This is a genomic window from Micromonospora humi (assembly GCF_900090105.1).
GTDB classification, from domain to species: Bacteria; Actinomycetota; Actinomycetes; order Mycobacteriales; family Micromonosporaceae; genus Micromonospora; species Micromonospora humi.
The window spans coordinates 209,928-230,542 of the sequence record NZ_FMDM01000008.1 but is presented as its reverse complement, the minus strand read 5'-3'; the positions used below and the strand labels follow the sequence as shown (position 1 = coordinate 230,542).

29 protein-coding genes are annotated in these 20,615 nt (G+C 74.7%); 15 read left to right on the top strand and 14 right to left on the bottom strand.

Annotated elements, in window-relative coordinates; translation table 11 throughout:
• Positions 1-68 precede the first annotated feature (68 nt).
• The 7 genes from GA0070213_RS17500 (at position 69) to GA0070213_RS17470 (ending at position 5,412) form a co-directional block, all read left to right on the top strand.
• A complete protein-coding gene (locus GA0070213_RS17500; protein ID WP_091064950.1) occupies positions 69-656 on the top strand; it encodes a rhodanese-like domain-containing protein in 588 nt (195 codons plus the stop codon).
• Positions 653-1,549, top strand: coding sequence for a sulfite exporter TauE/SafE family protein (locus tag GA0070213_RS17495; RefSeq protein WP_091064946.1), 897 nt, complete (start codon positions 653-655; stop codon positions 1,547-1,549). Before GA0070213_RS17500 ends, GA0070213_RS17495 begins: the two co-directional genes overlap by 4 nt.
• Complete coding sequence (locus GA0070213_RS17490) at positions 1,488-2,096, top strand: class I SAM-dependent methyltransferase (RefSeq protein ID WP_091064943.1); 609 nt, start codon at positions 1,488-1,490, stop codon at positions 2,094-2,096. The genes GA0070213_RS17495 and GA0070213_RS17490 overlap by 62 nt, the downstream gene beginning before the upstream one ends.
• Positions 2,097-2,176: 80 nt before the next feature.
• Positions 2,177-2,887 carry a polyamine aminopropyltransferase gene (locus GA0070213_RS17485; protein WP_091064939.1) on the top strand — a complete coding sequence of 237 codons (711 nt, stop codon included), beginning with the start codon at positions 2,177-2,179 and terminating at the stop codon, positions 2,885-2,887.
• A 72-nt stretch (positions 2,888-2,959) separates the two neighbouring features.
• Positions 2,960-3,139 (top strand): hypothetical protein, encoded by a 180-nt coding sequence (locus GA0070213_RS17480; protein ID WP_091064935.1) that lies wholly within the window; start codon positions 2,960-2,962, stop codon positions 3,137-3,139.
• Between the two features lie 54 nt (positions 3,140-3,193).
• Positions 3,194-4,909: a long-chain-fatty-acid--CoA ligase gene (locus GA0070213_RS17475; protein WP_281182298.1), complete on the top strand. Its 1,716-nt coding sequence runs from the start codon at positions 3,194-3,196 to the stop codon at positions 4,907-4,909.
• A 134-nt stretch (positions 4,910-5,043) separates the two neighbouring features.
• A complete protein-coding gene (locus tag GA0070213_RS17470; RefSeq protein ID WP_091064928.1) occupies positions 5,044-5,412 on the top strand; it encodes a nuclear transport factor 2 family protein in 369 nt (122 codons plus the stop codon).
• A gap of 16 nt (positions 5,413-5,428) precedes the next feature.
• Here the strand turns inward: GA0070213_RS17470 and GA0070213_RS17465 are convergent, their stop codons facing one another.
• Genes GA0070213_RS17465 through GA0070213_RS17450 form a run of 4 tightly spaced genes read right to left on the bottom strand, consistent with a single transcriptional unit; the run spans position 5,429 to position 8,816 of the window.
• Positions 5,429-6,034: a response regulator transcription factor gene (locus GA0070213_RS17465; RefSeq protein WP_091064924.1), complete on the bottom strand. Its 606-nt coding sequence runs from the start codon at positions 6,032-6,034 to the stop codon at positions 5,429-5,431.
• Positions 6,031-7,173: a sensor histidine kinase gene (locus GA0070213_RS17460; RefSeq protein ID WP_091064918.1), complete on the bottom strand. Its 1,143-nt coding sequence runs from the start codon at positions 7,171-7,173 to the stop codon at positions 6,031-6,033. The genes GA0070213_RS17465 and GA0070213_RS17460 overlap by 4 nt, the downstream gene beginning before the upstream one ends.
• Before the next feature lie 19 nt (positions 7,174-7,192).
• Positions 7,193-7,921: an ABC transporter permease gene (locus GA0070213_RS17455; RefSeq protein ID WP_175441384.1), complete on the bottom strand. Its 729-nt coding sequence runs from the start codon at positions 7,919-7,921 to the stop codon at positions 7,193-7,195.
• Position 7,922: 1 nt separating this feature from the next.
• Positions 7,923-8,816, bottom strand: a complete 894-nt coding sequence (locus GA0070213_RS17450) for an ABC transporter ATP-binding protein (RefSeq protein WP_091064909.1) — start codon at positions 8,814-8,816, stop codon at positions 7,923-7,925.
• Between the two features lie 136 nt (positions 8,817-8,952).
• On the opposite strand from GA0070213_RS17450, the gene GA0070213_RS31590 reads away from it, so the two are divergent.
• Both GA0070213_RS31590 and GA0070213_RS31170 read left to right on the top strand, forming a co-directional pair.
• The gene (locus GA0070213_RS31590; protein WP_175441383.1) at positions 8,953-9,135 is read left to right on the top strand and encodes a hypothetical protein; all 183 of its coding nucleotides are present in this window, start codon (positions 8,953-8,955) and stop codon (positions 9,133-9,135) included.
• 39 nt (positions 9,136-9,174) lie between these two features.
• Entirely contained in the window at positions 9,175-9,390 is a 216-nt protein-coding gene (locus GA0070213_RS31170) for a hypothetical protein (RefSeq protein WP_139128690.1), read from the top strand.
• A gap of 43 nt (positions 9,391-9,433) precedes the next feature.
• On the opposite strand, the gene GA0070213_RS31585 is transcribed toward GA0070213_RS31170, so the two are convergent.
• Positions 9,434-9,589 (bottom strand): hypothetical protein, encoded by a 156-nt coding sequence (locus GA0070213_RS31585; RefSeq protein WP_175441382.1) that lies wholly within the window; start codon positions 9,587-9,589, stop codon positions 9,434-9,436.
• Between the two features lie 109 nt (positions 9,590-9,698).
• On the opposite strand from GA0070213_RS31585, the gene GA0070213_RS17435 reads away from it, so the two are divergent.
• Positions 9,699-10,787 carry a winged helix DNA-binding domain-containing protein gene (locus GA0070213_RS17435; RefSeq protein ID WP_091065281.1) on the top strand — a complete coding sequence of 363 codons (1,089 nt, stop codon included), beginning with the start codon at positions 9,699-9,701 and terminating at the stop codon, positions 10,785-10,787.
• Between the two features lie 5 nt (positions 10,788-10,792).
• Here GA0070213_RS17435 and GA0070213_RS17430 read toward each other — a convergent pair whose 3' ends face one another.
• The 3 genes from GA0070213_RS17430 to GA0070213_RS17420 are packed head-to-tail and all read right to left on the bottom strand — an operon-like array spanning position 10,793 to position 12,488.
• On the bottom strand, positions 10,793-11,155 hold the full coding sequence (locus GA0070213_RS17430) for a hypothetical protein (RefSeq protein WP_091064904.1): 363 nt from the start codon (positions 11,153-11,155) through the stop codon (positions 10,793-10,795).
• 22 nt (positions 11,156-11,177) lie between these two features.
• Complete coding sequence (locus GA0070213_RS17425; RefSeq protein WP_091064900.1) at positions 11,178-11,831, bottom strand: hypothetical protein; 654 nt, start codon at positions 11,829-11,831, stop codon at positions 11,178-11,180.
• An 18-nt stretch (positions 11,832-11,849) separates the two neighbouring features.
• Positions 11,850-12,488 (bottom strand): class I SAM-dependent DNA methyltransferase, encoded by a 639-nt coding sequence (locus GA0070213_RS17420; protein WP_091064897.1) that lies wholly within the window; start codon positions 12,486-12,488, stop codon positions 11,850-11,852.
• Positions 12,489-12,557: 69 nt separating this feature from the next.
• Here GA0070213_RS17420 and GA0070213_RS17415 point away from each other — a divergent pair, with 69 nt between their 5' ends.
• Positions 12,558-13,463 (top strand): aminoglycoside phosphotransferase family protein, encoded by a 906-nt coding sequence (locus GA0070213_RS17415; RefSeq protein ID WP_245716436.1) that lies wholly within the window; start codon positions 12,558-12,560, stop codon positions 13,461-13,463.
• Here the strand turns inward: GA0070213_RS17415 and GA0070213_RS17410 are convergent.
• A complete protein-coding gene (locus GA0070213_RS17410; protein ID WP_175441381.1) occupies positions 13,438-14,388 on the bottom strand; it encodes a LysR family transcriptional regulator in 951 nt (316 codons plus the stop codon). The genes GA0070213_RS17415 and GA0070213_RS17410 overlap by 26 nt on opposite strands.
• A 91-nt stretch (positions 14,389-14,479) precedes the next feature.
• On the opposite strand from GA0070213_RS17410, the gene GA0070213_RS17405 reads away from it, so the two are divergent.
• A complete protein-coding gene (locus GA0070213_RS17405) occupies positions 14,480-15,679 on the top strand; it encodes an MFS transporter (protein WP_091064894.1) in 1,200 nt (399 codons plus the stop codon).
• Between the two features lie 11 nt (positions 15,680-15,690).
• Entirely contained in the window at positions 15,691-16,449 is a 759-nt protein-coding gene (locus tag GA0070213_RS17400; RefSeq protein WP_091064890.1) for a formylglycine-generating enzyme family protein, read from the top strand.
• A gap of 60 nt (positions 16,450-16,509) precedes the next feature.
• On the opposite strand, the gene GA0070213_RS17395 is transcribed toward GA0070213_RS17400, so the two are convergent.
• Complete coding sequence (locus GA0070213_RS17395; protein ID WP_091065272.1) at positions 16,510-16,806, bottom strand: hypothetical protein; 297 nt, start codon at positions 16,804-16,806, stop codon at positions 16,510-16,512.
• Between the two features lie 122 nt (positions 16,807-16,928).
• Here GA0070213_RS17395 and GA0070213_RS17390 point away from each other — a divergent pair, with 122 nt between their 5' ends.
• The gene (locus GA0070213_RS17390) at positions 16,929-17,165 is read left to right on the top strand and encodes a HEAT repeat domain-containing protein (protein WP_175441380.1); all 237 of its coding nucleotides are present in this window, start codon (positions 16,929-16,931) and stop codon (positions 17,163-17,165) included.
• A gap of 4 nt (positions 17,166-17,169) precedes the next feature.
• On the opposite strand, the gene GA0070213_RS17385 is transcribed toward GA0070213_RS17390, so the two are convergent.
• From GA0070213_RS17385 to GA0070213_RS17370, 4 genes are all read right to left on the bottom strand, one after another.
• Positions 17,170-17,775 carry a GNAT family N-acetyltransferase gene (locus GA0070213_RS17385; RefSeq protein ID WP_091064882.1) on the bottom strand — a complete coding sequence of 202 codons (606 nt, stop codon included), beginning with the start codon at positions 17,773-17,775 and terminating at the stop codon, positions 17,170-17,172.
• A gap of 60 nt (positions 17,776-17,835) precedes the next feature.
• Positions 17,836-18,444, bottom strand: a complete 609-nt coding sequence (locus GA0070213_RS17380; RefSeq protein WP_091064878.1) for a class I SAM-dependent DNA methyltransferase — start codon at positions 18,442-18,444, stop codon at positions 17,836-17,838.
• Between the two features lie 16 nt (positions 18,445-18,460).
• Positions 18,461-18,850, bottom strand: a complete 390-nt coding sequence (locus tag GA0070213_RS17375) for an OsmC family protein (protein ID WP_091064874.1) — start codon at positions 18,848-18,850, stop codon at positions 18,461-18,463.
• A gap of 81 nt (positions 18,851-18,931) precedes the next feature.
• Positions 18,932-19,906, bottom strand: coding sequence for a DUF1152 domain-containing protein (locus GA0070213_RS17370; protein ID WP_091064870.1), 975 nt, complete (start codon positions 19,904-19,906; stop codon positions 18,932-18,934).
• A 70-nt stretch (positions 19,907-19,976) separates the two neighbouring features.
• On the opposite strand from GA0070213_RS17370, the gene GA0070213_RS17365 reads away from it, so the two are divergent.
• Positions 19,977-20,615 (top strand): HIT family protein, encoded by a 639-nt coding sequence (locus GA0070213_RS17365; RefSeq protein ID WP_091064866.1) that lies wholly within the window; start codon positions 19,977-19,979, stop codon positions 20,613-20,615.

Genomic DNA, 20,615 nt, shown 5'->3' with positions numbered 1-20,615 from the left:
CGCCCGGCCGGCGCGCCCACCGCGCCGGCCGGCGATGCCCCCTGCCCAAAACCACCGAAGGAGAGACCATGACCACCACGAGCCCCTCGACCGTCGACGCGGCCACCCTGCGGGAGCTGATCGCCGCCGGCCGCGCCCCCCGGATGCTGGACGTCCGCACTCCCGGCGAGTTCGAGGCCGCGCACGTCGCCGGCGCCTACAACGTGCCGCTGGACCTGCTCCGCGAGCACCGCGAGGAGCTGCGCCACCACCTCGACGAGGACGTGGTGCTGATCTGCCGCTCCGGCGCCCGCGCCAGCCAGGCCGAGCAGGCGCTCGCCGCCGTCGGCCTGCCCAACCTCAAGGTCCTCGACGGCGGCATGCTGGCGTGGCAGGCCACGAATGCCCCGGTCAACCGGGGCCGGCCGCGGTGGGACCTGGAGCGCCAGGTCCGCCTCGTCGCCGGCTCGATCGTGCTGGCCGCCGTGGTCGGCTCGGCGTGGGTGCCGGGCCTGAAGTGGGTCGCCGGCGCCATCGGCGCCGGCCTCACCGTCGCGGCGGTCTCGAACACCTGCGCCATGGGCATGCTGCTCAGCAGGCTGCCCTACAACCGGGGCGCGAGCTGCGACCTGGACACCGTCGTCGGCCAGCTGCGCGACGCCGGGCGGCGGGCGTGACCGCGCTGGCGCTCACCGTGGCCGGCGCGGTGCTCATCGGCGTGAGCCTCGGCCTGCTCGGCGGCGGCGGATCCATCCTCGCCGTGCCGCTGCTGGTCTACGTCGCCGACCTGCCGACCAAGGAGGCCATCGCCACCTCGCTACTCGTCGTCGGCGCCACCAGCGCCGTCGGCGTGCTGCCGCACGCCCGCGCCCACCGGGTCCGCTGGCGCACCGGGCTGGTCTTCGGCCTGGCCGGCATGACCGGGGCGTACGCCGGCGGCCGGCTGGCCGAGTTCGTCCCGGCGGGCGTCCTGCTCACCGCGTTCGCCCTGATGATGCTCGCCACCGCCGCCGCGATGATCCGCGGCCGGCGCCCCGCCGAGGGCCGCCCGGCGCCGCGCGAGCTGCCGGTGCCCCGGGTGATCCTGGACGGCGTGGTCGTCGGCCTGGTCACCGGCCTGGTCGGCGCCGGCGGCGGCTTCCTGGTGGTGCCCGCCCTGGCCCTGCTCGGCGGGCTGCCGATGCCGGTCGCGGTCGGCACGTCGCTGGTCGTCATCGCGATGAAGTCGTTCGCCGGCCTGGCCGGTTACCTGTCCAGCGTGCAGATCGACTGGGGCCTCGCGGGCGCGGTCACCGCCGCCGCGATCGTCGGCAGCCTGCTCGGTGGTCGGCTCGCCGGCCGCATCCCGGAGGACCTGCTGCGCAGGGCGTTCGGCTGGTTCGTCGTGGTGATGGGCGTCTTCGTCCTGGCCCGGCAATTGCCGCCGGCTGCGGGACTCGCGCTGGCCATTCTCGCCGCAGCCGGTACGGTCACGGTGGCGGTGTGGGGCCGCCGAAGGAGGGGACACAGTGGACAGCAGCGCCTGGGACGACCGCTACGCCAACGCATCCGGGCTGGTGTGGAGCGCTGAGCCCAACCGGTTCGTGGTCGAGTCGGTCGCCGGGCTGAGTCCCGGCTCGGCGTTGGACATCGCCGCCGGCGAGGGACGCAACGCGGTCTGGCTGGCCGGTCAGGGCTGGCGGGTCAACGCGGTCGACTTCTCGACCGTTGCCATCGAGCGGGGGCGGGAGCTGGCCGCCGCGCGGGGCGTCTCGGTCGACTGGCGGGTCGCCGACGTGACCGCGTACCGGCCGGTGCCGGGCAGCTACGACCTGGTGCTGATCAGCTACCTGCACCTGCCCGCCGCCGACTTCGCCGGGGTGCTCGCCGCAGCCCGGTCGGCGCTGCGTCCCGGCGGCACGCTCGTGGTGGTCGGCCACGACCTGGCGAACCTCTCCGGCGGCACCGGCGGCCCGCAGGACGCGACAGTGCTGCTCACCCCGGAGGCGGTCGTCGACGGGCTGGCCGGGCTGCGCATCCGGCGCGCCGAGACCGCCCGCCGCCCGGTGCCGACCGGCGACGGCGGCACGGTCGACGCGCTGGACACCGTGGTGGTGGCCACCCGCCCCGCGGACTGACCGCCGGCCGGGGCGTTCGCCGGGCCGGGTCCCGAGCCGGCCGGTAGCATCCGGTGACGGATCGGCGGAGAGGACACCCGGTGGGCGTGCGTTTCGAGGAGTTGGCCTGGCGGGAGACCCCGATCGGGGAGATCAGCCTGCGCCGGCGCCACGACCCGGCGTTGGACGCCGACGTCTATGAGGTGAAGCTCGACGACGAATACCTGATGTCCAGCGCCTTCCCGGTCGCCGAGATCGAGCTGGCCCGGCTCGGGCTGGCCCCGCTCACCGGGGAGACGCTGGACGTGGTGGTCGGCGGTCTCGGGCTCGGCTACACGGCGCGCACCGCCCTGGAGGACGCCCGGGTGCGGTCGCTGCTGGTGGTCGAGGCGATCGAGGACGTGATCGACTGGCACCGCCGGGACCTGCTGCCGTTCGCCGCCGGCCTGGCCGCGGACCCGCGTACCCGGTTCGTCCGGGCGGACTTCTTCGCGGCGGTCGCCGACGGCGGGTTCGACCCGGAGGAGCCCGGGCGGCGTTTCCACGCGGTGCTGCTCGACGTGGACCACTCCCCCCGGCACGTGTTGCACCCCAGCCACGCTCCCTTCTACACGGTCGACGGGCTGCGCCGGCTGGCGGCGCTGCTGCACCCGGACGGGGTGTTCGCGCTCTGGTCGAACGACCCGCCCGACTCCGAGTTCCAGCGCACGCTGACCGAGGTGTTCCCGACCTCGGTGGCGCACGTCGTCCGGTTCCCCAACCCGCTGCAGGGCCGGGAGGCGGCGAACACCGTCTACGTGGCCCGGCGCTGACGTCCCGCCGGTGGCATGGTCGCCGGCGGAGCGGGAAAGCGCGCGGCCCACCGGAGGAGACGGAGGCACGACATGCGCGCGTTGCTCTGGGTGGTCGGCGTGGTCGCCGGCGTGCTCATCCTGCTCGGGCTGCTGCTGGAGGCGGTCCGCTGGCTGGTCATCATCGGCGTGATCGCGCTGGCCGCGGTCGTCGTCTTCGCGATCGTGAAGACCCGGCGGGTGGCCCACCGACATTCGGCCACGCACCGCTGATGTGACCAAACCGGCAACCTACGCTGGCGTAAGTTACCGGCCGGTCACGTTAGGCTGGGGCCGTCATCCGCGCAGCGAGGAGAGACGGCGATGGACGCGACCCACCCCTGGACCCGCAGCTACGCACCCGGGGTGCCGGCCGAGATCGCCGAGCCGGACGGCTCGCTCGTCGACCTGCTCACCGACGCGGCGGGCCGGTTCGGCCCCCGGGTGGCGCTCGACTTCTACGGCGCCACCACCACCTTCACCGAGCTGGCCGACCAGGTGACCCGCGCCGCCGAGGCGCTGCGCCGGCTCGGTGTCTCGCCGGGCGACCGGGTGGCGTTGGTGCTGCCGAACTGCCCGCAGCACGTGGTCGCCTTCTACGCGGTGCTGCGCCTCGGCGCGGTGGTGGTCGAGCACAACCCGCTCTACACCGCCGACGAGCTGGACCGGCAGCTCACCGACCACGGTGCCGAGGTCGCGATCGTGTGGGACCGGATCGCGCCGCTGGTCGCGGGGCGTGGCGCCGTGCGTACCGTGGTCGCGGTCGACCTGACCGCGGCGCTGCCCCGGCTCAAGCGGTGGGCGTTGCGGTTGCCGCTGCCGAAGGTCCGCGCCGCCCGCGCGGCCATGACCGGCCCCGCCCCGGGCGCGCTGAGCTGGTCGGACCTGGTCGCCGCCGCCGGCGGACTGCCGGCCACGCACCCTGGCCCGGGCGTCGACGACATCGCGCTGCTCCAGTACACCGGCGGCACCACCGGGGTGCCCAAGGGCGCCGTGCTGACCCACCGCAACCTGCGGGCCAACGCCGCGCAGGGCCGGGCCTGGGTGCCCGGCCTGCGCGACGGCGCGGAGACCGTGTACGCGGTGCTGCCGCTGTTCCACGCCTACGGGCTGACGCTCTGCCTCACCTTCGCCGTGGGCATCGGCGCGACGCTGGTGCTGTTCCCGCGCTTCGACGTCGACCAGGTGCTCGACGCGGCCCGTCGCCGCCCCCCGACGTTCCTGCCGGCGGTGCCGCCGGTCTACGCGCGGCTGGCCACCGCCGCCCGCGAGCGCGGCGCCGACCTCACCTCGATCCGGTACGCCATCTCCGGCGCGATGGCCCTGCCCCCGGCCACCGTGGACCTGTGGGAACAGGTGACCGGCGGGCTGCTCGTCGAGGGGTACGGCATGACCGAGACGTCCCCGATCACGCTGGGCAACCCGGTCGCGCCGACCCGCCGGCCCGGCACGGTCGGGGTGCCGTTCCCCTCCACCGAGGTCCGCATCGTCGACCCGGAGGACCCGACCCGCGACCGTCCCGCCGGCGAGGCCGGCGAGCTGCTGGTGCGCGGCCCGCAGGTGTTCTCCGGCTACTGGAACCGGCCGGACGACACCGCGCGGGTGCTGCTGCCCGACGGCTGGCTGCGCACCGGCGACATCGTCACCATGGACGACGACGGCTTCGTGACCGTGGTCGACCGGATCAAGGAACTCATCATCACCGGCGGCTTCAACGTCTATCCGTCCGAGGTGGAGGAGGCGTTGCGGCGCGTCCCCGGCGTGGTCGAGGCCGCCGCCGTGGGTGTGCCCACCGCCGACGGCGAGGAGGTCGTCGCGGCCGTGGTGCTCGACGTCGCGGTGGCCGGCACCCCGGAGGCGATCCGCACCGCGTGCCGGGCCCACCTGGCCGGCTACAAGGTGCCGCGCCGGGTGGTGGTGGTCGAGGACCTGCCCCGCTCCCAGATCGGCAAGATCCTCCGCCGCGAGGTCCGCGACCGGCTGCTCGCCGACTCCGACGGCTGAGCCGCCGGTCCGCGCGTCAGTCGAACCGTCGAGGAGACCGCCAGCAGGCCCGGCCCGTCGGGCGCGGATCCGATTCGCTCTGCCGAGCGCGAAGTCACCGACCACGATCCGTCCGGACCGGCCAGAATCGCAGCATGACGGACCCCGGACCGGACGCGCCGCAGACGCGGCTCGCGAGCCTCTACGCGGCCTTCAACGAGCGGGACGTACCCGGCCTGCTGGCGGCGATGACCCCGGACGTCAGCTGGCCCAACGGATGGGCGGGCGGTGTCCTGCACGGCCGCGCCGAGGTGGGCGACTACTGGCGCCGGCAGTGGGCCGAGATCGACCCGACGGTGACGCCGACCGGGTTCGCCGTCGAACCCGACGGCCGCATCGCCGTCACCGTCCACCAGATCGTCCGGGACCGGGCCGGGTCGGAGCTGGCGAACCACACGGTCACCCACGTCTATCGTCTCGCCGGTGGGCTGGTGGCCGAGATGGAGATCCGCGAGCGGTCCTGAGCGCACCGCGGGACGGTCAGAGCCAGCCGTTGGCACGGGCGGCGCGGGCCGCCTCGATCCGGTTGCGGGTGCCGGTCTTGCCGATCGCCGCCGACAGGTAGTTGCGGACCGTGCTCTCCGACAGGTGCAGCTCCGCCGCGACGTCGGCGACCGTCGCACCGTCCATGGCGGCGGCGAGCACGTCGCGCTCCCGGTCGGTCAGCGGGTCCGGGCCGGCCGACAGCGCCGCCACGGCCAGCGCCGGGTCGATCACCCGCTCGCCGGCCAGGACCCGCCGGACCGCCGCCGCCAACTCCTCCACCGGCCCGTCCTTGACCAGGAAGCCCCGGGCGCCGGCGGCCAGGGCCCGCTGGAGGTAGCCGGGCCGACCGAACGTGGTGAGGATGAGGACCCGGCAGGTCGGCACCTCGGCCCGCAGCGCGGCGGCGGCGTCCAACCCGGTGCCGTCCGGCATCTCGATGTCCAGCAGCGCCACGTCCGGACGGACCCGCCGGGCCGCCTCGACAGCGCCGACGCCGGTGCCCGCCTCGGCCACCACCTCGATGTCGGCCTCCAGGTTCAGCAGCAGGGCCAACGCGCCACGCATCATGCCCTGGTCCTCGGCCAGCAGCAGCCGGATCACCGGGACACCACCGGGGCCGGCCGGTGCCGCGCGCGGGCGGTGAGCCGCAGGCCACCGCCGGGGTCCGGGACGACGTCAAGCGTGCCCCGCGCGCGGCCCAGGCGTTCGGCGAGACCGCGCAGCCCGTTGCCGTACCCGGGTCGACCGCCGACGCCGTCGTCCCGCACGGTCAGCACCGAGCCCTCGGCGTCGGTGTGCAGGGCGATCTCGCACCGGGTCGCCCGGCTGTGCCGCAGCACGTTCGTCACCGCCTCCCGCAGCACCCACCCTAACGCGTCGTCGACCGCCGGGCCGAGCGGTTCGCCGTCGTGTCGTACCGTCACCGCGATCCCGGCGTCGGCCAGGGCGACCCGGGCGTTCGCCAGCTCGCGGCCGAAGCTGTGGTCCCGGTAACCGGTGACGGCCTCGCGGACCTCGGCCAGCGCGGTCCGGCCGATCCGCTCGATGTCCGCGGCCTCCGCCGCCGCCCGGCCCGGGTCGACCGGCACGAGCCGGCGCACCACCTCCGCCTTCACCACCACCAGCGACAGCGTGTGCCCGAGCAGGTCGTGCAGGTCGCGGGCAAAGCGGAGCCGCTCCTGCCGCACCGCCGCCCGGGCCAGTTCCCGCTGGGTCCGGCGCAGCTCGCCGACGAGTTGCGCCATCCGGGCGAACGCCAGCGTCATGGCGCCCGCCAGCATCGTGATCAGCGCCGTCTGCGCGGTGTCCGCGGCCGGCGCGCCGCGGACCACGCCGATCGCCGCGACGGCGGCGACCGAGCCGCCGACCCAGGCGAAACCCCAGGCCGGCCGGTCCACCGTCACGGCACCCGCCGCCGCCACGTACATCAGCAGGATCAGCCAGCCGCCGGGACCACCCGCGTAGGCGGCGGCGAGCGCCACGCCGAGCAGCGCGAACACCGCCAGCCCGAGGCGCCGCGCCAGCGGCGGGACCGGCAGGGACACCACCGGCACGGCCACCATGGTGAGGTAGAGCAGCGCGAACCCGATCAGCCCGACGGCCGCCGGCGCGGCGGGCCGCACCTCCCCGCCGGCGATCGCGGCGGCCGGCGGGACCAGCAACCAGAACCACAGCGTGTGCGCGGCGACCAGCGCGATTCCCCGCCGCCGGGCGGCGGCGTCGGGATCGGGGTCGGACATGGCAGTCACCGTACGACGGTCAGCGGCGGGCGGTCGAGCGACGGTACGCGCCGGCCGCGAGCACCGCGAACACGCCGGTCCAGGCGAGCAGCAGCACCAGCCCGGCCGGGGCGGGCGCCCGCCCGTCGACCGACCGCCAACCCAGTTCGGCGAACCGGTAGGTGGGCAACACGTGCGCGAGGTGCCGCAGCGCGTCCGGGAAGTACGCCACCGGCACGAGCAGGCCACCGAGCACGGACAGGGCGAGGAAGACCAGGAAGACGGCCGGTTGGGCGAGGTGCGGCGCCAGCGCGTACCCGATGGCGAGCCCGAGCAGCGCGAACGGTGCCGTGCCGAGCCACAGCGCCAGCAGCAGCGCGGCCCACCGCCCGGCGGTGAGCGTGACGTGGTGCTGGAGCACGCCGGTGAGGCCGACCGCGACGACCGCCGGGACACCGCTGAGCATGCTGGTCAGGGTCTTCGCGACCACCACCCGCCAGGGTGGCAGCGGCGTGACTCGGAGCTGGTGCAGCCAGCCCGACGCGCGTTCCTGCGCGACCGACCCGGCCACCGTGAGCGCGCCGGCCACCGCACCGTAGCCGGCCAGGCCGACCATGAGCGCGGTGGCCGCGTCGAGGCCCTCCAACCGGTCGTCGCCGGCCAGCGGCGAGAAGATCAGATAGGTGACGACCGGTCCCAGGACGGTGAACATGGTCAGTCGCGGGTCCCGGACCAGTCGCCGCAGCTCGAACCGCAGGTAGGCGCGCACGTCAGTGCTCCGTTCCGGTCGAGGTGAGCGCCCGGAACGCGGCCTCCAACCCGGGGGCGGCGACCTCCAGACCCCGGAAGCCACGGCCCGCCGCCAGCGCCAGCACCGTCGCGTCGGCGTCCTCGGTGATGAGCACCACGCGGTCGCCGCGCACCCGCACCGACCGCACGGCGGGCAGCTGCTCCAGACCGTCGACCGCCCCGTCGGCGAGGTCGAACGTGACCGTGCGGGCACCGGCGAGCGCGCGGACCTGCGCGGGCGTGCCGTCGGCCACCACCCGCCCGGCGGCGAGCACCACGACCCGGTCGGCGTACTCGTCGGCCTCGTGCAGGTGGTGGGTGCTGAACAGCACGGTGTGGCCGTCGTCGGCGTAGCGCCGGATCGCCGTCCAGAACGCCTCCCGGCCCTCCACGTCCAGGGCGGCGGTCGGCTCGTCGAGGACCAGCAGGTCCGGCTGGCCGGCCAGGGCGAACGCGAACCGGGCGCGTTGCGCCTCCCCGCCGGAGAGCCGGTCGACCCGGCGCGTGGCCAGGCCGGTGAGCCCGGCCAGGCGCAGGATCCGGTCGGCGTCCAGCGGGTGGGGGTAGAGGGCCCGCGCCAGCTCGACCAGGTCGGTGACGGTGGCGCCGGGGACGAAGCCGGCACCCTGGAGCATCGCGCCGACCAGGCCGGCCCGGACCGCCTCGGCGGGCGTCCCGCCGAGCAACGACACCGTCCCGGCGTCGGCCGGCGCGAGCCCCAGCAGGATCGAGATGGTGGTGGTCTTGCCGGCGCCGTTCGGTCCGAGCAGGGCAACCGTGCTCCCCCGCGCGATGCTCAGGTCGATCCCGTCGACCGCCCGGACCGGGCCGTAGTGCCGGGTCAGCCCGGCCAGTCGTACCGCTTCGTCGTCCATGCCCCGAGGCTAGGGAGGCCGCGGCGGCGCGGGCAGGGCCGGCGATACCCGGTCGGCCGGTACAAATGTCACCCGACGGGCACAGCCGCCAGCCGGTCCCGCGCATGGCGAAGACCCGCTCCACGAAGGCGCTGTAGTGCGCCCGGCCGGCGACCAGAGCGGCACCGGCGGCATCTCCAGCACCACGTCGGCGGCCAGCAGCCGGGTCGGCGCGGGCACGTCGGCGGCCTCGAACACCGGGACGCCCGCCGACTTCCGCTTCACGTCGGCCGAGCTGGTGGACGCGGCCACGTTGACGGTGCTGCGCCGCGCCCGGTGAACGGTTTGCCGGCGCGACGCCACGGGTAGACGGGCGTCCATGGTGGAACAACGGGGCAAGTCAATCGGGAGTTATCTCCTACGAGTGGTCGGCGTGGTGGCGGTGCTCTGCGGGCTGCTCATGGCGGCCGGCAGTCTCATCAACCCCAACGTCGTCGGGGTCGTCCTCGCCTTCCTGCTCATCGGCGGCGGGGTGTTCGCGCTCAAGCGTTCGGGTGGCCCTCGGTCGCGCCCGGTGAGCGGTTTGGCGTCATGACGCCACGGGTAGACGGGCGTCCATGATGGATTCACGGGGCAGGTCAGTCGGGCGTTACCTCCTGCGGCTCGTCGGCGGGCTGGCGGTGATCTGTGGGCTGCTCATGGCATTCAGCAGCCTTGCCGGAGGCGACCTCTTCGGGATCGTTCTCAGCGTCATTCTCGTCGGCGGCGGGGTGTTCATGCTCAAGCGATCGCACCGGGCGGAGGATGCGGCGTCCGCCCGGAGGGAAGCGCGACAGGGAGCCAGTTGACCGACACCGGCCGCGTCTCGCGGTCGGTGTCGGTGCCGGCACCTACGCTGTGGCGATGGTCGACCGACGGCAGGTGATGAGCTTCCGCGTCCGGGCCCAACAGCTCGACCGCGCCGACGGCACGGTGGCCGACACCGCGGTGCTCGACCTCGGCGCGCAGGACACCGGCCCCGACGGCGGCCGGTGGGCGCTGGCCGTGCGCGGGGTCGACACGGCGGCGGCGTCCGACGACCTGGTCCTGCTCTGGACCGTGCGCGGCGCGCCGCACCTCTACCGTCGCGCCGACGTCGGGCGGGTGGCGGCCGCGGTCGAGCCGTTCTCCGACGCCGACGCGGCCAAGCGCATCTACGACGCGGCCAAGCCGTTGAAGGCGGCCGGGATCGGGATCCTCACCGCGCTCGACGAGGTGGCCGACACGATGCGGACCATCGTCGCCGAGCCGACGGTCAAGGGCGACGTCTCCGGCCGCCTCGCCGAGGCGCTGCCCGAGCCCTACCTGCGGTTCTGCCGGCCGTGCGGCGTCACCCACCTCTACGAGATGCCGTTCCGGCTGGCCGCCGTGCGGGCCGGTCTGGAGCTGACGCCCGGCACCTCGCCGCCGGTGCTGCGCCGCATCCCGGGCTTCCGCCGGGCGGCGTCCCCCGGAGACCGGCTCGACCTCGTCCGCGCCTACCTCCGGCTGCTCGGCCCGGCCACGCCGAAACAGGTCGCCGACTATCTCGACGCCCCGGTCAAGGACGTGAAGGCGCGCTGGCCGCAGGACGTGGTGGAGGTGACAGTCGACGGCGAGACGCGCTGGCTGCTGGCCGCCGACGAGGCGGCGCTGTCGTCGGCCGAGAGCACGCCGACCCGCCTGCTCGGCCCGTTCGACCTCTTCCTCCAGGCGAAGGACCGGGCGACGCTGGCGCCCGACCCGGCCCGGGCCCGGGAGCTGTGGCCGGTGCTGGGTCGACCGGGCGCGGTGCTGGCCGACGGCGACCTGGTCGGCACCTGGCGTCCGCGCAAGGCCGGGGCGAAGCTGACCGTCGCCGTGCAGCCGTGGCAGAAACTCACCGCCGCCCATCGCCGGGCCGTGGTCGAGCAGGCCGAACGCCTCGCCGCGCACCGCTCGGCCACCCTCGCCGGTGTCGAGTTCGCCGACTGAGGGGATCATTCACGGAGCCAGGACAGCGACGGTGTCGCCTCCTCCCGGATCCGTCCGTCGCGCACCGCCCACCCGGTGGCGCCACCGCGTTCGTCGGTCACGAGGAACAGGCCGACCGGGCGGTCCCCGTCGTCGTCCACCGGTCGCATGGCCGCCAACTCGTCGAGCCGCGCGCGCAGCCAGAGGAGCCGCGCCTCGTGGATGTCTCCGCCGTAGAAGAGATAGAGCGTCCAGTTGAACGGTGCGGTCGGGAAGGCCCAGCCACCGGAGTAGAGATCGTCGTGATGCCGGCGGATGATCTCCTCCGCCTCACGCCGCTGCTTGACGTCGATCTCCAGCCAGCCGCGGACCGACGCGTACATGCCCATGTGTCCACCGTAGGGACAGGCCTCAGCGGAGGCACTCGACGGTCGCGGGCACGAGACCGTGGCCGCGAACCACGTCGACGAGCCGGCGTAGCAGCGGGCGCAGCATGTCCCGATCGACCGGGTCGGCGGTCACGTCCAGGCACCAGGCCACTCCGCCGGCGCGACGCAGGTCCCAGTGGAACGCCGTCCCGTCGACGCGCAGCCGACCGGTACCGAGGACACCAGGGTCCGTGCTTCCGTCGAGGCGCAGGGCCGCCCGCAACGCGGCCAGCCGCCCGGCGTCGAGGTCGCCGGCGAACAGCACCCGGTGCACGGCCGGCCCGAGGCCGAGCCGCAGCGGCGCCGGGCCCGCCAGCGGCACGTCGTCGCGGAAGCGCCCGCGCAGCGTGTCCTCGTCCGGCAACGCCCCGCCGCCCAGCCGGCGGTAGGTCTCCGCCGCATCGGCCCGGGTCACGGCGCGCACCCGGGTCCGCGCGTCCGGGTCCGCGCGGACCGCGCGGGCGAGGGCCGCCGAACTCCACCAGCCGTCCGCCGGCGTCCACCCGGCGGTACGCAGGCACGTCGCCGACAGGTCGTCGGCCAGCTCGAACTCCTCCACCAGCAGCCCGCCCGGCGAGGCCGGGCCGAGCAGGTAGTAGTCGAGCGTGGACGTCGCGGCGACCGAAGCCTCAGGCACCCCGGCACCGTATCGCGCTCAGCGGTGGGCGAAGACGAATCCGCCCTCGACACCCGGGGCGGGATGGTGCGCCATCTCGGCCTGCACGGTGAACCCGGCCGCCGCCAGCCCGGCCGCGACCCGCTGCGGCGGGCGGCGGTGCACGTGGACGCGCATCGGATGACCGCCGTACCCCTCGGTCTTGAGTCGACTGCCGTCGCCGGCGTGGAACCCGAGCAGCACGACGCCGCCCGGGCGCAGCACGCGGTGGAACTCGGCGAGGACGGCGGGCACCTCGGCGTCCGGGACGTGGATGAGCGAGAACCAGGCGAGCAGCCCGGTGAGGGACTCGTCGGCGAGGTCGAGGCGGGTCATGGTGCCCACCTCGAACCGCAGGCCGGGGTGGTCGCGTCGGGCCACCTCGATCATCGCCGGGGACAGGTCGACGCCGAACGCGTCCAGACCGAGGCCGTGCAGGTGTCCGGTGATCCGCCCCGGCCCGCAGCCGACGTCGGCCACCGGCCCGCTCCCCCGGGCCCGCACCAGCTCGGCGAAGAGCGCGAGGAGGCCCCGCTGGAACGGTTCGTCGGCGAGCGCGTCGCGCAGCAGGTCGGCGTAGCTCTCCGCCACCGTGTCGTAGGAGGCCCGCGTGTCGTCGAGCCAGCCGGGATCGTCCACGGCCGCACACTAGCCGTCGTCGCGGCAATCCGGTTGCGGGTCCACCCCGGGGTGACGATGCTGCCGGGCATGCCGATGCACGAGGGAGAGCTGACCGTCTCGCCGGAGACGGTGCGGGAACTGGTGGACGCGCAGTTCCCCGAGTGGCGGGACCTGCCGGTCCGATCGGTGCGCGGGCACGGCACCGTCAACGCCATCTTCCGGCTGGGCGACCGGCTGACCGCGCGGTTCCCGCGGCAACCGCAGGAGCCCGAGACGGCGCGACGGTGGCTGGAACGCGAGGCGGACGCGGCGCGTGAGCTGTCGGGGCGTACCCGCTTCCCCACCCCCGAGCCGGTCGCGGTCGGCGGACCCGGCGCCGGCTATCCCCTGCCCTGGTCGGTGCAGACCTGGCTGCCCGGTGTGGTGGCGACCGACCGGGACCCGTGCGGCTCGTACGCGTTCGCCGACGACCTGGCCGAGTTCGTCACCGACGTGCGGGCCATCGACACCGGGGGACGCACGTTCGCCGGCCAGGGTCGCGGCGGTGATCTGTGGACGCACGACGACTGGGTGCAGACCTGCCTGCGGCACAGCGAGCCGCTGCTGGACGTGCCGTTGCTGCGCCGGTTCTGGACGGCGATGCGGGAGCTGCCCCGGGGCGCGACGCCGGACCTGATGAACCACACCGACCTGATACCGGGCAACGTCCTGGTCAGCGACTGGCGGCTGGCCGGGGTGCTCGACGTGGGCGGGCTGGGGCCGGCCGACCCGGCCCTCGACCTGGTCGGCGCCTGGCACCTGCTGGATTCCGGGCCGCGTACGGCACTGCGCCGGCGCCTGGGCTGTGACGACCTGGAATGGGAACGCGGCCGGGCGTGGGCGTTCCAGCAGGCGATGGGCCTGGTCTGGTACTACCGGGAGTCGAATCCGCCGATGAGCCGGATGGGCCGGCGCACCCTGGCGCGGATCACCTCCGAGCCGCCGCCGGCGTGAACCGTGGCCAGGACGGCCGCCAGACCGGCCCGGCGAGCGGCGGCAGGCCGGCGAAGTGGTCGATGACCGCCCGGAGCGCCGGGTGCGGGCCCGCCGCCGGCAGCATGAGCGAGATCGGGTACGCGAGCGTCGGGTTGACGATCGGGATGCGCCGCAGGTCGTGCCCGACGGGCCAGAGGTAGCGGTCGCGCGCGCCGACGACTGTGGCCAGGTCGGCGGCGCCGGCCAGCGCGTCGAGGAGGACCTCGGTGCCGAAGTTCGGGCCGGTGGCGTCGATGCGCAGGTCGAACGCGGCGGTGAGCTGGTCGTAGAACTCCGACCATTCGCTGCCGGCCACGATGCCCGGCACCCAGATCCGGTGCCCGCGCAGCTCGATCGGGGTCAGCGTGCGGGCGGCGGCGAGCGGGTGCCGGGGGCCGACGAGGAGTTCCAGCGGCGAGTCGAACGCGTGGACCATCCGGACGTCGGGCGGCAGGGTGGCCGGATCGGTGACGGTGCGGAAGGCGGCGTCGAGGTCGCCGCCGCGCACGGCGGCGGCCACCAGGTGCGGGTCGTCCACCCGCAGCGTCACCACGTCGAGGTCGACGCCGGGGTGTGCGCGCCAGTAGTCGTGCAGCAGGACGGCCTGCGCGCTGCGCAGGCCGAGCACGTCGACGCGCGGGGCCCGGGTGCCCGGCCGGACCGCGGCCACCGCGCGGTCGGCGTGCGCGACGACGCCGCGGGCGTGCGGGAGGAACGCCTGGCCGTCGAGCGTCAGGTCGACCCCCCGGGCGGTACGGACGAACAGGCGGACGGCCAGCTCCCGCTCCAGGGCGGCGACGCGCTTCGAGACGGCCTGCTGGGTGACGCCCAACTCGTCGGCCACGTGTCGCAACTGACCCAACTCGGCCGCCCGGACGAACGATCGCACTGCCTCGGTGTCCACCGGCCCACCCTAGGGCCGCCCAACCGCCGGTTGTGGCTCGCCGGCCGGCGGTTGTTTGATCCCGCGCGCCGCCGGCCGCTCTGATGCGGGGGTGCGGGAGAAACTGGGGGCCGGTTTCGGCTGGCTGTGGTCGGCCTACGCGGTCAGCACCTACGGCACGTGGTTCGCGTTCGGCGCGTTCCCGCTGCTCGCGGTGCGGGTGCTGCACGCGTCGGCGTTCGCGGTGTCGCTGCTGGAGGCGGCCGGGTTGGCCGTCGCGGCGGTCGTCGCGCTCCCGCTCGGCCCGTGGGTCGAGCACCGGCGCAAGCGCCCGGTGATGATCGCCATGGACCTGGTGCGGTTCGCCGCGATGGCGAGCGTGCCGGTCGCGTACGCCCTGGGGTTGCTCTCCTACGGTCAACTCCTGGCCGTCGCGGTGGTCTCCGGGAGCGCGGGCATCGCGTTCACCGCCGCGTCCGGTGCGTACCTGAAGCATCTCGTGAGCGGCGACAAACTGCTGGTCGCCAACGGGCGGTTCGAGGGCACGGCCTGGGTGGCGACGGCGGCCGGCCCGCCGCTCGGCGGCGCGCTGGTCGGGCTGCTCGGTCCGGTCGTCACCGTCGCGGCCGACGCGGTGAGCTACCTGCTCTCCGCCGCGGCGGTGCGCCGCATCCGCGGCGGCGACGTGGCGGCGCCCCGGGCCGGTGGGACGCGCGGCGCCGATGTGCTCGCCGGCTGGCGGTTCATCCGCCAGGACCCTGCGCTGACGCGCCTGTTCCTCAACTCGGTGCTGGTCAACGGCCTGATCACGGCCACCGTGCCGCTGCTGGCCGTCCTGCTGCTGGGTGAGTACGGCTTCCCGGCCTGGCAGTACGGGCTCGCGTTCGGCCTGCCGGCGCTGGGCGGATTCGCCGGGGCCCGCCTCTCCCCCCGCCTGGTGCGGCGGTACGGCCTGCCCCGGGTCATGGCCGTGTCCGGCTGGCTGCGCTCGGTTTTCCCGCTCGGTCTCGCGCTCCTCCGGCCCGGTGTCACCGGGCTGGTCGTCGTGCTGGTGGTGGAGGCCCTGCTGATCACCTGCATGGGCGTGTTCAACCCGCTCCTCGCCACCGAACGCCTGCGCCGGGCTCCTCCGGACCGGGCCGCCCGGGTGCTCGCCGCGTGGAGTGTCGGCGGCCGGCTCACCCAGGCCGCGCTGACGGTGCTGTGGGGCGTGCTCGCCACCCTGGTCGGCCCGCTGGCCGCGATCACCGTCTCCGGCGTATGCCTGCTGGCCACGCCGCTCCTGCTGCCCGGGCGACGCCTCGGCTGCTAGGGTCTCGCGCCATGTGGGCGCAGGAGAATGTCGCGGGCCGGCCGGCGTGGCGACACATCCCGTCGGGCGTGGTCTTCCGCGAGGTGCCCCGTGGCTCCTTCCGGATGGGTCTGTCCGAGGCTGAGGTGGCGGCGGTACGCGCGATCGAGCGCAGCGGCGGGGTCGAGGACACCGTCGAGCCGTTCTTCGAGGCGGCGAAGGACGCCCAGCCGGTACGCGAGGTACGGGTCGAACCGTTCCTGCTCGCCCGGCACCCGCTCACGGTCGCGCAGGTCCGGCACTTCCTTCCCGACTATGAGGACGAGTACGCCGACGCGGACTCCGGCACCGCCCGGGTCGAGGCTGAGCTGGACGAACTGCTCGACGCGCTGCCGTTCCGGCTGCCCAGCGAGGCGGAGTGGGAGTACGCCGCTCGCGCCGGCACCACCACGCTGACCTTCCACGGCGACGACAAGCCCGGCGAGGAGCACCTGCTCGACGACTTCGCCGACGAGCGACGTACCGCCGCCCTGGAGAACGCGTTCGGGCTGGCGGCAATGGGCTCGGCGAACGAAATGTGCGCCGACGCCTGGTTGCCCGGGTTCGCTGGCGCGCCGACGGACGCACGCCCACGGGGTGGCGATGGGCCCCGCACCGTCCGGGGCGGCGCCGCCGATCTCTTTCCCTGGCAGGGCTGCGATGAGTGGGTGCTACTGCTGGCCGCGACCCGGGAGCGACACGACGGGTTCACCGCGATCCGCCCGGCCGCACCACTGCCGTCCCGCGCCTGACCGACCGTCCCCACCACACCGGAACCCGCTCAGGCCCGTCGTACTCGCCACGCCGGGCAGTCAGTATGTTCCCCCGCCCCCGTCTCCCCCGCCTCCGGAGTCGAAGCTCGCCGCGTCGCCGTACGTGACGTTCTCCAGGATGGCGGCGGAGTGCCGGTCGGGAACGCCCGGCCCTCGCTCAAAGATGTCGCGGCCGGGGCGCGGCGAGCTACGACGGAGCTCGCGCATGGCTCGACGGGCGGCAGATGCCGTCTCCTCGACCGTCCGCGGACGGCGGCGTCTGCGCTGAACCGCCCGCACGGTGATGCCCACGGTGAGCGCGGCCGTGACCGCGCCCACGAGCAGAATCCACTGCATGTCCTCACGGTAGGAGGAGCGCGCATCCGAGTCGGGGGCGCCGCCGAGCGGAGGTTTGGGCATCGGGCGGCCCGTACACCTCGACCGCGCTGCGCGCGCTCCTCGCCGACCCCGAATCGGCGGTGCGGGCCGGGGCGGTCCGTGGCCTCGGCCTGCTCGGGGTGCCGCTGGACGCGCTGCGGTCCCGGGTGGACGACCCGGACTGGTGGGTGCGGGCGGCCGTCGCCGGCGTCCTCGCCACCGGGCTGCGGCGCTGGCCCGCCGGCCGTCCGCTGCTCGCCGGGTTGAGCGAGGACACCGACGCGACCGTGCGGGCGACCGCGTCGGCGGCGTTGCGCGAACCCGACGACACCCGGTGACGCGTCAGCGGGCCCGCCACATCTCCCGGGTCATCTCGTACTCGACCTCGCCCTGCTCCGCGCCCGGCAGGGGCTCGTCCCACTCGGGGAAGTAGGTGCGCACGTACCGCATGCCGACGGCCTCCATGACGCCGCGCGAGCCGACGTTCACGGTCATGGTCTGCGCGATCACGCGACGCTGCCCGACGGTGTCGAAGGCGTGCCGCAGCAGGCAGCGGGACGCCTCGCTGGCGAGGCCCTTGCGCCAGTGCCGACGGACGAGGCGGTAGCCCAGTTCCGCGACGGTCGGATCGTCGGGCTGGTCGGGTCCGTGCGCCGGCGGGAGCATCATGAGCCCGACGAACTCGCCCTCGTCCTCGCTCGCGGGCACGATCGACTCCCGCCCGCAGTCGCCGGACCCGAACGCCATCCAGAAGCCCAGACCGTCGACCTTGGCGGCCTGGGCCATCCGCCGGGCGTGGTAGTCCACCACCACGTCCCTGGGGTGCGGACGGCTGAACAGGTAGCGGAGCACCTCGGCGTCGGAGTCGAGCCGTACCTCCAGTTCGAGGTGCCGGTCGGCCAGCGGAACCAGCAACAGGCGCGCGCTGCGCAAGATCGGTTGGGGCATCCGGCCACGATGACACGGCCCCGCCCGCGCGGCGATCGTTTTCCGCCCCCGTCGACCGGCTCAGCCGGCCGTCCTGACCGCCGCGACCGCGGCATGCGGCCGGCGGGTGTCGTCGCAGGGCCGGTGCAGGCGCTCGACCTCGGCGAACCCGGCCCGCGCCAGCCGGGCGGAGAACTCGTCGACCGGCCAGCGGTAGGCGGTGGTGACCTTGTGGTCGAACGCGGTGACCTCGTCACCGACGAAGATGCCGAACACCACGACCGCGTCCGGCGCGGTCACCCGCCGGAACTCGGCGAGCACCCCGTCGAGGTCGGGCGGCGGCAGGTGGATCACCGAAGCCCACGCCAGGATGCCGGCGACGCGTCCGGTGGCGACGGCGAGGTCACGCATCGACCCGAGCACGTAGCGACCGCCCGGGTGGGTGGCCCGCGCGTGGGCGACGAACTCGGTCACGATGTCGAAGCCCGTGGCGTCGGCGCCGCACGAGCGGAGGAAGTCGGTCAGGTGGCCCGGCCCGCAGCCCAGGTCGAGCACCGGGCCGGGCCGGCCGGCCAGGTGCCGCCGGATGAACGCGAGGTCGTCGGCGTGGACCTGGCCGCTCGTGCCGAACAGCTCGATGTAGAGGTCCGCCACGGACGCGTACGCCCGCCGGACCTGGTCCGTCGTCATGCCGCGACCTTACGGGTCAGCGCCGGCGCACCGGGGCCCCGGCGCGGAGGGCGCGCGGGATCTCGGCCACCTCGTCGACCCGCTGCAGCAACCGGTCCCGCTCGTCGGCGGACGCGGGTGAGCGAAGCTCGACCTGGTAGGTGATGCCGGTGGACGCCCACGTCTGCGGGTCGAAGCCGCCCGAGGCGGTGACCCGCACGCCGTCGATGCGGATGCCCAGTTCGCCGGCCTCTCGGTAGACGTCGTTGAGCACGCAGCCCGCGGCCGCGACGTGCAGGAGGTGGGCACCGGTGAAGTCGGCGGTGACCGTCACGCCCTCCGGTGTCCAGCGGTGCGGGAACCGGACCGCGTCGGCCGCGCTCGATCGGAGCGAGCCGGCGCCGACCACCACGGCGAACTGGTCCACGGCCTGCCTCGTTCCCTCGGGCCACACGCGACCCGGTCATTGTGCCCCTGGCGCACCCGATCCGGCCAGGCGCCCGTGCGTTCAGTGCGGGTAGGCGCGCGGGATGCGGGCCCGGCCCAACTCCTCGCGGAACGCCGCGATGCGGCTGACGACCTGCCGCCGGCCGACCGTGTTCTCGATCCGGTCCAGGTAGAGGCAGCGGGCGGCCAGCTTGTCCAGGTCCACGGTGAAGTAGATCGCCATGAGCGGGTTGACGAACAGGTCACCCCGGCCGGTGCGCCGGCTGAACCGTACGTCTCCGAACGCCCCGCCGGTGGCGGCGGCGATCTGCCCCTGGACGAGGCTCGGCCGGTCGGGGGTGGCGGCCTGGGCGTCGGCGACGGCGTCGCGGTAGAGCGTGGCCTCCCGGCCGGCGCCGGGAATGGACAGCGCGCCGAGGTAGCCGCCGTCCCGGTCGAGCGCGGCGAGGCTCTCCAGCACCTCGACGTGGTTGACGCCGTCGTGGGCGTCGATGCCGAACCCGAGACTGGTCACCAGCTTGACCGGGACGTCCAGCGCGGCGACGGCGGCCAGGCTGGCGATGTCCTCCGCGGGGGTGCCGAGGTCGCTCTCGTCGCCGCGGAGCAGCACGTCGGTGCCGCCGTCGACCAGCACGATCGCGTCGATGTCCAGCCGGTCGACCAGGTGCCGGTACGCCTCCCGCAGCGGCTGGACCCCGAGCGGCGGAAGCGCGTACACGGTCGAGGGCAGATCGTGCGCGGCCAGCCAGCGCGCCAGCGTGCCCTCGGGGAAGTACCAGTCCGGGCTGGTGGTGCCCGGCTCGATCGCCGCGACGTGCTCGGCCACCCAGGCGTCGCGGTCGAGCAGTTCCAGCTCGGAGAAGGAGAGACTGGCCAGGTGCACCCGCGCGCCGCCGTGCCACAGGGCGAGCGCCAGCGGCAGGCCCGCGTACACGTCGAACCCGCCGCCCGCGCCCGCGACGAGGATGTTGCGGGCCGGGGCCAGCGCGGCGAACAGCGGCGGAACGGCCAACGAGTACGCGGCGGGTTTCGTCATCCTGCCATGATCAACGATGCCCGGCGATCGCACCGTCCCGGTAGGATGCCGCCTGGTCTACCCTTGCGCGGTGGCCCTCTCCCCCGATCAGTTTCACGAGCACGCGCTGACCGTCGCGGACGGCGAGCGTCGACTGCCGCTGGCACGGATGACCGGATGGGACATCAGCCCGTTCGAGCAGGACGGGCTGCGCGTCGCGCCGTTGCGCCCGCCGGTGCTGCCCGAGGCGGCGCGGCACGGCGAGGATCCGGCGGACTGCGGAATGTGCCGCGAGCGCGACGAGGGGATCTGGTTCAACGACAACTGGCGGTTGGCCCGGGTGGCCGGCGTGGGCGTGCCGCTCGTGCTGATGCTCTATCCGCGTGACCACCACGACCTGGCGGATCTTCCCGATGATCTCGCCGCGGAGCTGGGGTTGCTGACCACGCGCATCGTCCGCCACGTGCAGGCGCTCGCGCACATCTCGAGAGCCCACGTCTATCGCTTCGGTGACGGCGCCGCCCATCTGCACGTGTGGTTCTTCGCCCGGCCCGCGGGTCAGGCGCAGCTCTTCGGGTCCTGGCTGGTCGTCTGGGACGACCTGCTGCCCGAATACCCCGCCGACATCGCCGACGCCGACGCCGACGCCGTGGCTGACGCGTTGGTCGCCTCGCACGGTGGTCGCCGGTCGGCCGGCACCGGGCCGGCACCCGATCGGCGCCCGGCGTGA

What these genes read in the sequence shown, in the direction of transcription:
- GA0070213_RS17500 (WP_091064950.1), top strand. Translation starts at nt 69, where the DNA reads ATGACCACCACGAGCCCCTCGACCGTCGACGCGGCCACCCTGCGGGAG.
- GA0070213_RS17480 (WP_091064935.1), top strand. Translation starts at nt 2,960, where the DNA reads ATGCGCGCGTTGCTCTGGGTGGTCGGCGTGGTCGCCGGCGTGCTCATC.
- GA0070213_RS17470 (WP_091064928.1), top strand. Translation starts at nt 5,044, where the DNA reads ATGACGGACCCCGGACCGGACGCGCCGCAGACGCGGCTCGCGAGCCTC.
- GA0070213_RS17460 (WP_091064918.1), bottom strand. Translation starts at nt 7,173, where the DNA reads ATGTCCGACCCCGATCCCGACGCCGCCGCCCGGCGGCGGGGAATCGCG.
- GA0070213_RS17450 (WP_091064909.1), bottom strand. Translation starts at nt 8,816, where the DNA reads ATGGACGACGAAGCGGTACGACTGGCCGGGCTGACCCGGCACTACGGC.
- GA0070213_RS31170 (WP_139128690.1), top strand. Translation starts at nt 9,175, where the DNA reads ATGGTGGAACAACGGGGCAAGTCAATCGGGAGTTATCTCCTACGAGTG.
- GA0070213_RS17435 (WP_091065281.1), top strand. Translation starts at nt 9,699, where the DNA reads ATGGTCGACCGACGGCAGGTGATGAGCTTCCGCGTCCGGGCCCAACAG.
- GA0070213_RS17430 (WP_091064904.1), bottom strand. Translation starts at nt 11,155, where the DNA reads ATGGGCATGTACGCGTCGGTCCGCGGCTGGCTGGAGATCGACGTCAAG.
- GA0070213_RS17415 (WP_245716436.1), top strand. Translation starts at nt 12,558, where the DNA reads ATGCCGATGCACGAGGGAGAGCTGACCGTCTCGCCGGAGACGGTGCGG.
- GA0070213_RS17400 (WP_091064890.1), top strand. Translation starts at nt 15,691, where the DNA reads ATGTGGGCGCAGGAGAATGTCGCGGGCCGGCCGGCGTGGCGACACATC.
- GA0070213_RS17395 (WP_091065272.1), bottom strand. Translation starts at nt 16,806, where the DNA reads ATGCAGTGGATTCTGCTCGTGGGCGCGGTCACGGCCGCGCTCACCGTG.
- GA0070213_RS17385 (WP_091064882.1), bottom strand. Translation starts at nt 17,775, where the DNA reads ATGCCCCAACCGATCTTGCGCAGCGCGCGCCTGTTGCTGGTTCCGCTG.
- GA0070213_RS17380 (WP_091064878.1), bottom strand. Translation starts at nt 18,444, where the DNA reads ATGACGACGGACCAGGTCCGGCGGGCGTACGCGTCCGTGGCGGACCTC.
- GA0070213_RS17370 (WP_091064870.1), bottom strand. Translation starts at nt 19,906, where the DNA reads ATGACGAAACCCGCCGCGTACTCGTTGGCCGTTCCGCCGCTGTTCGCC.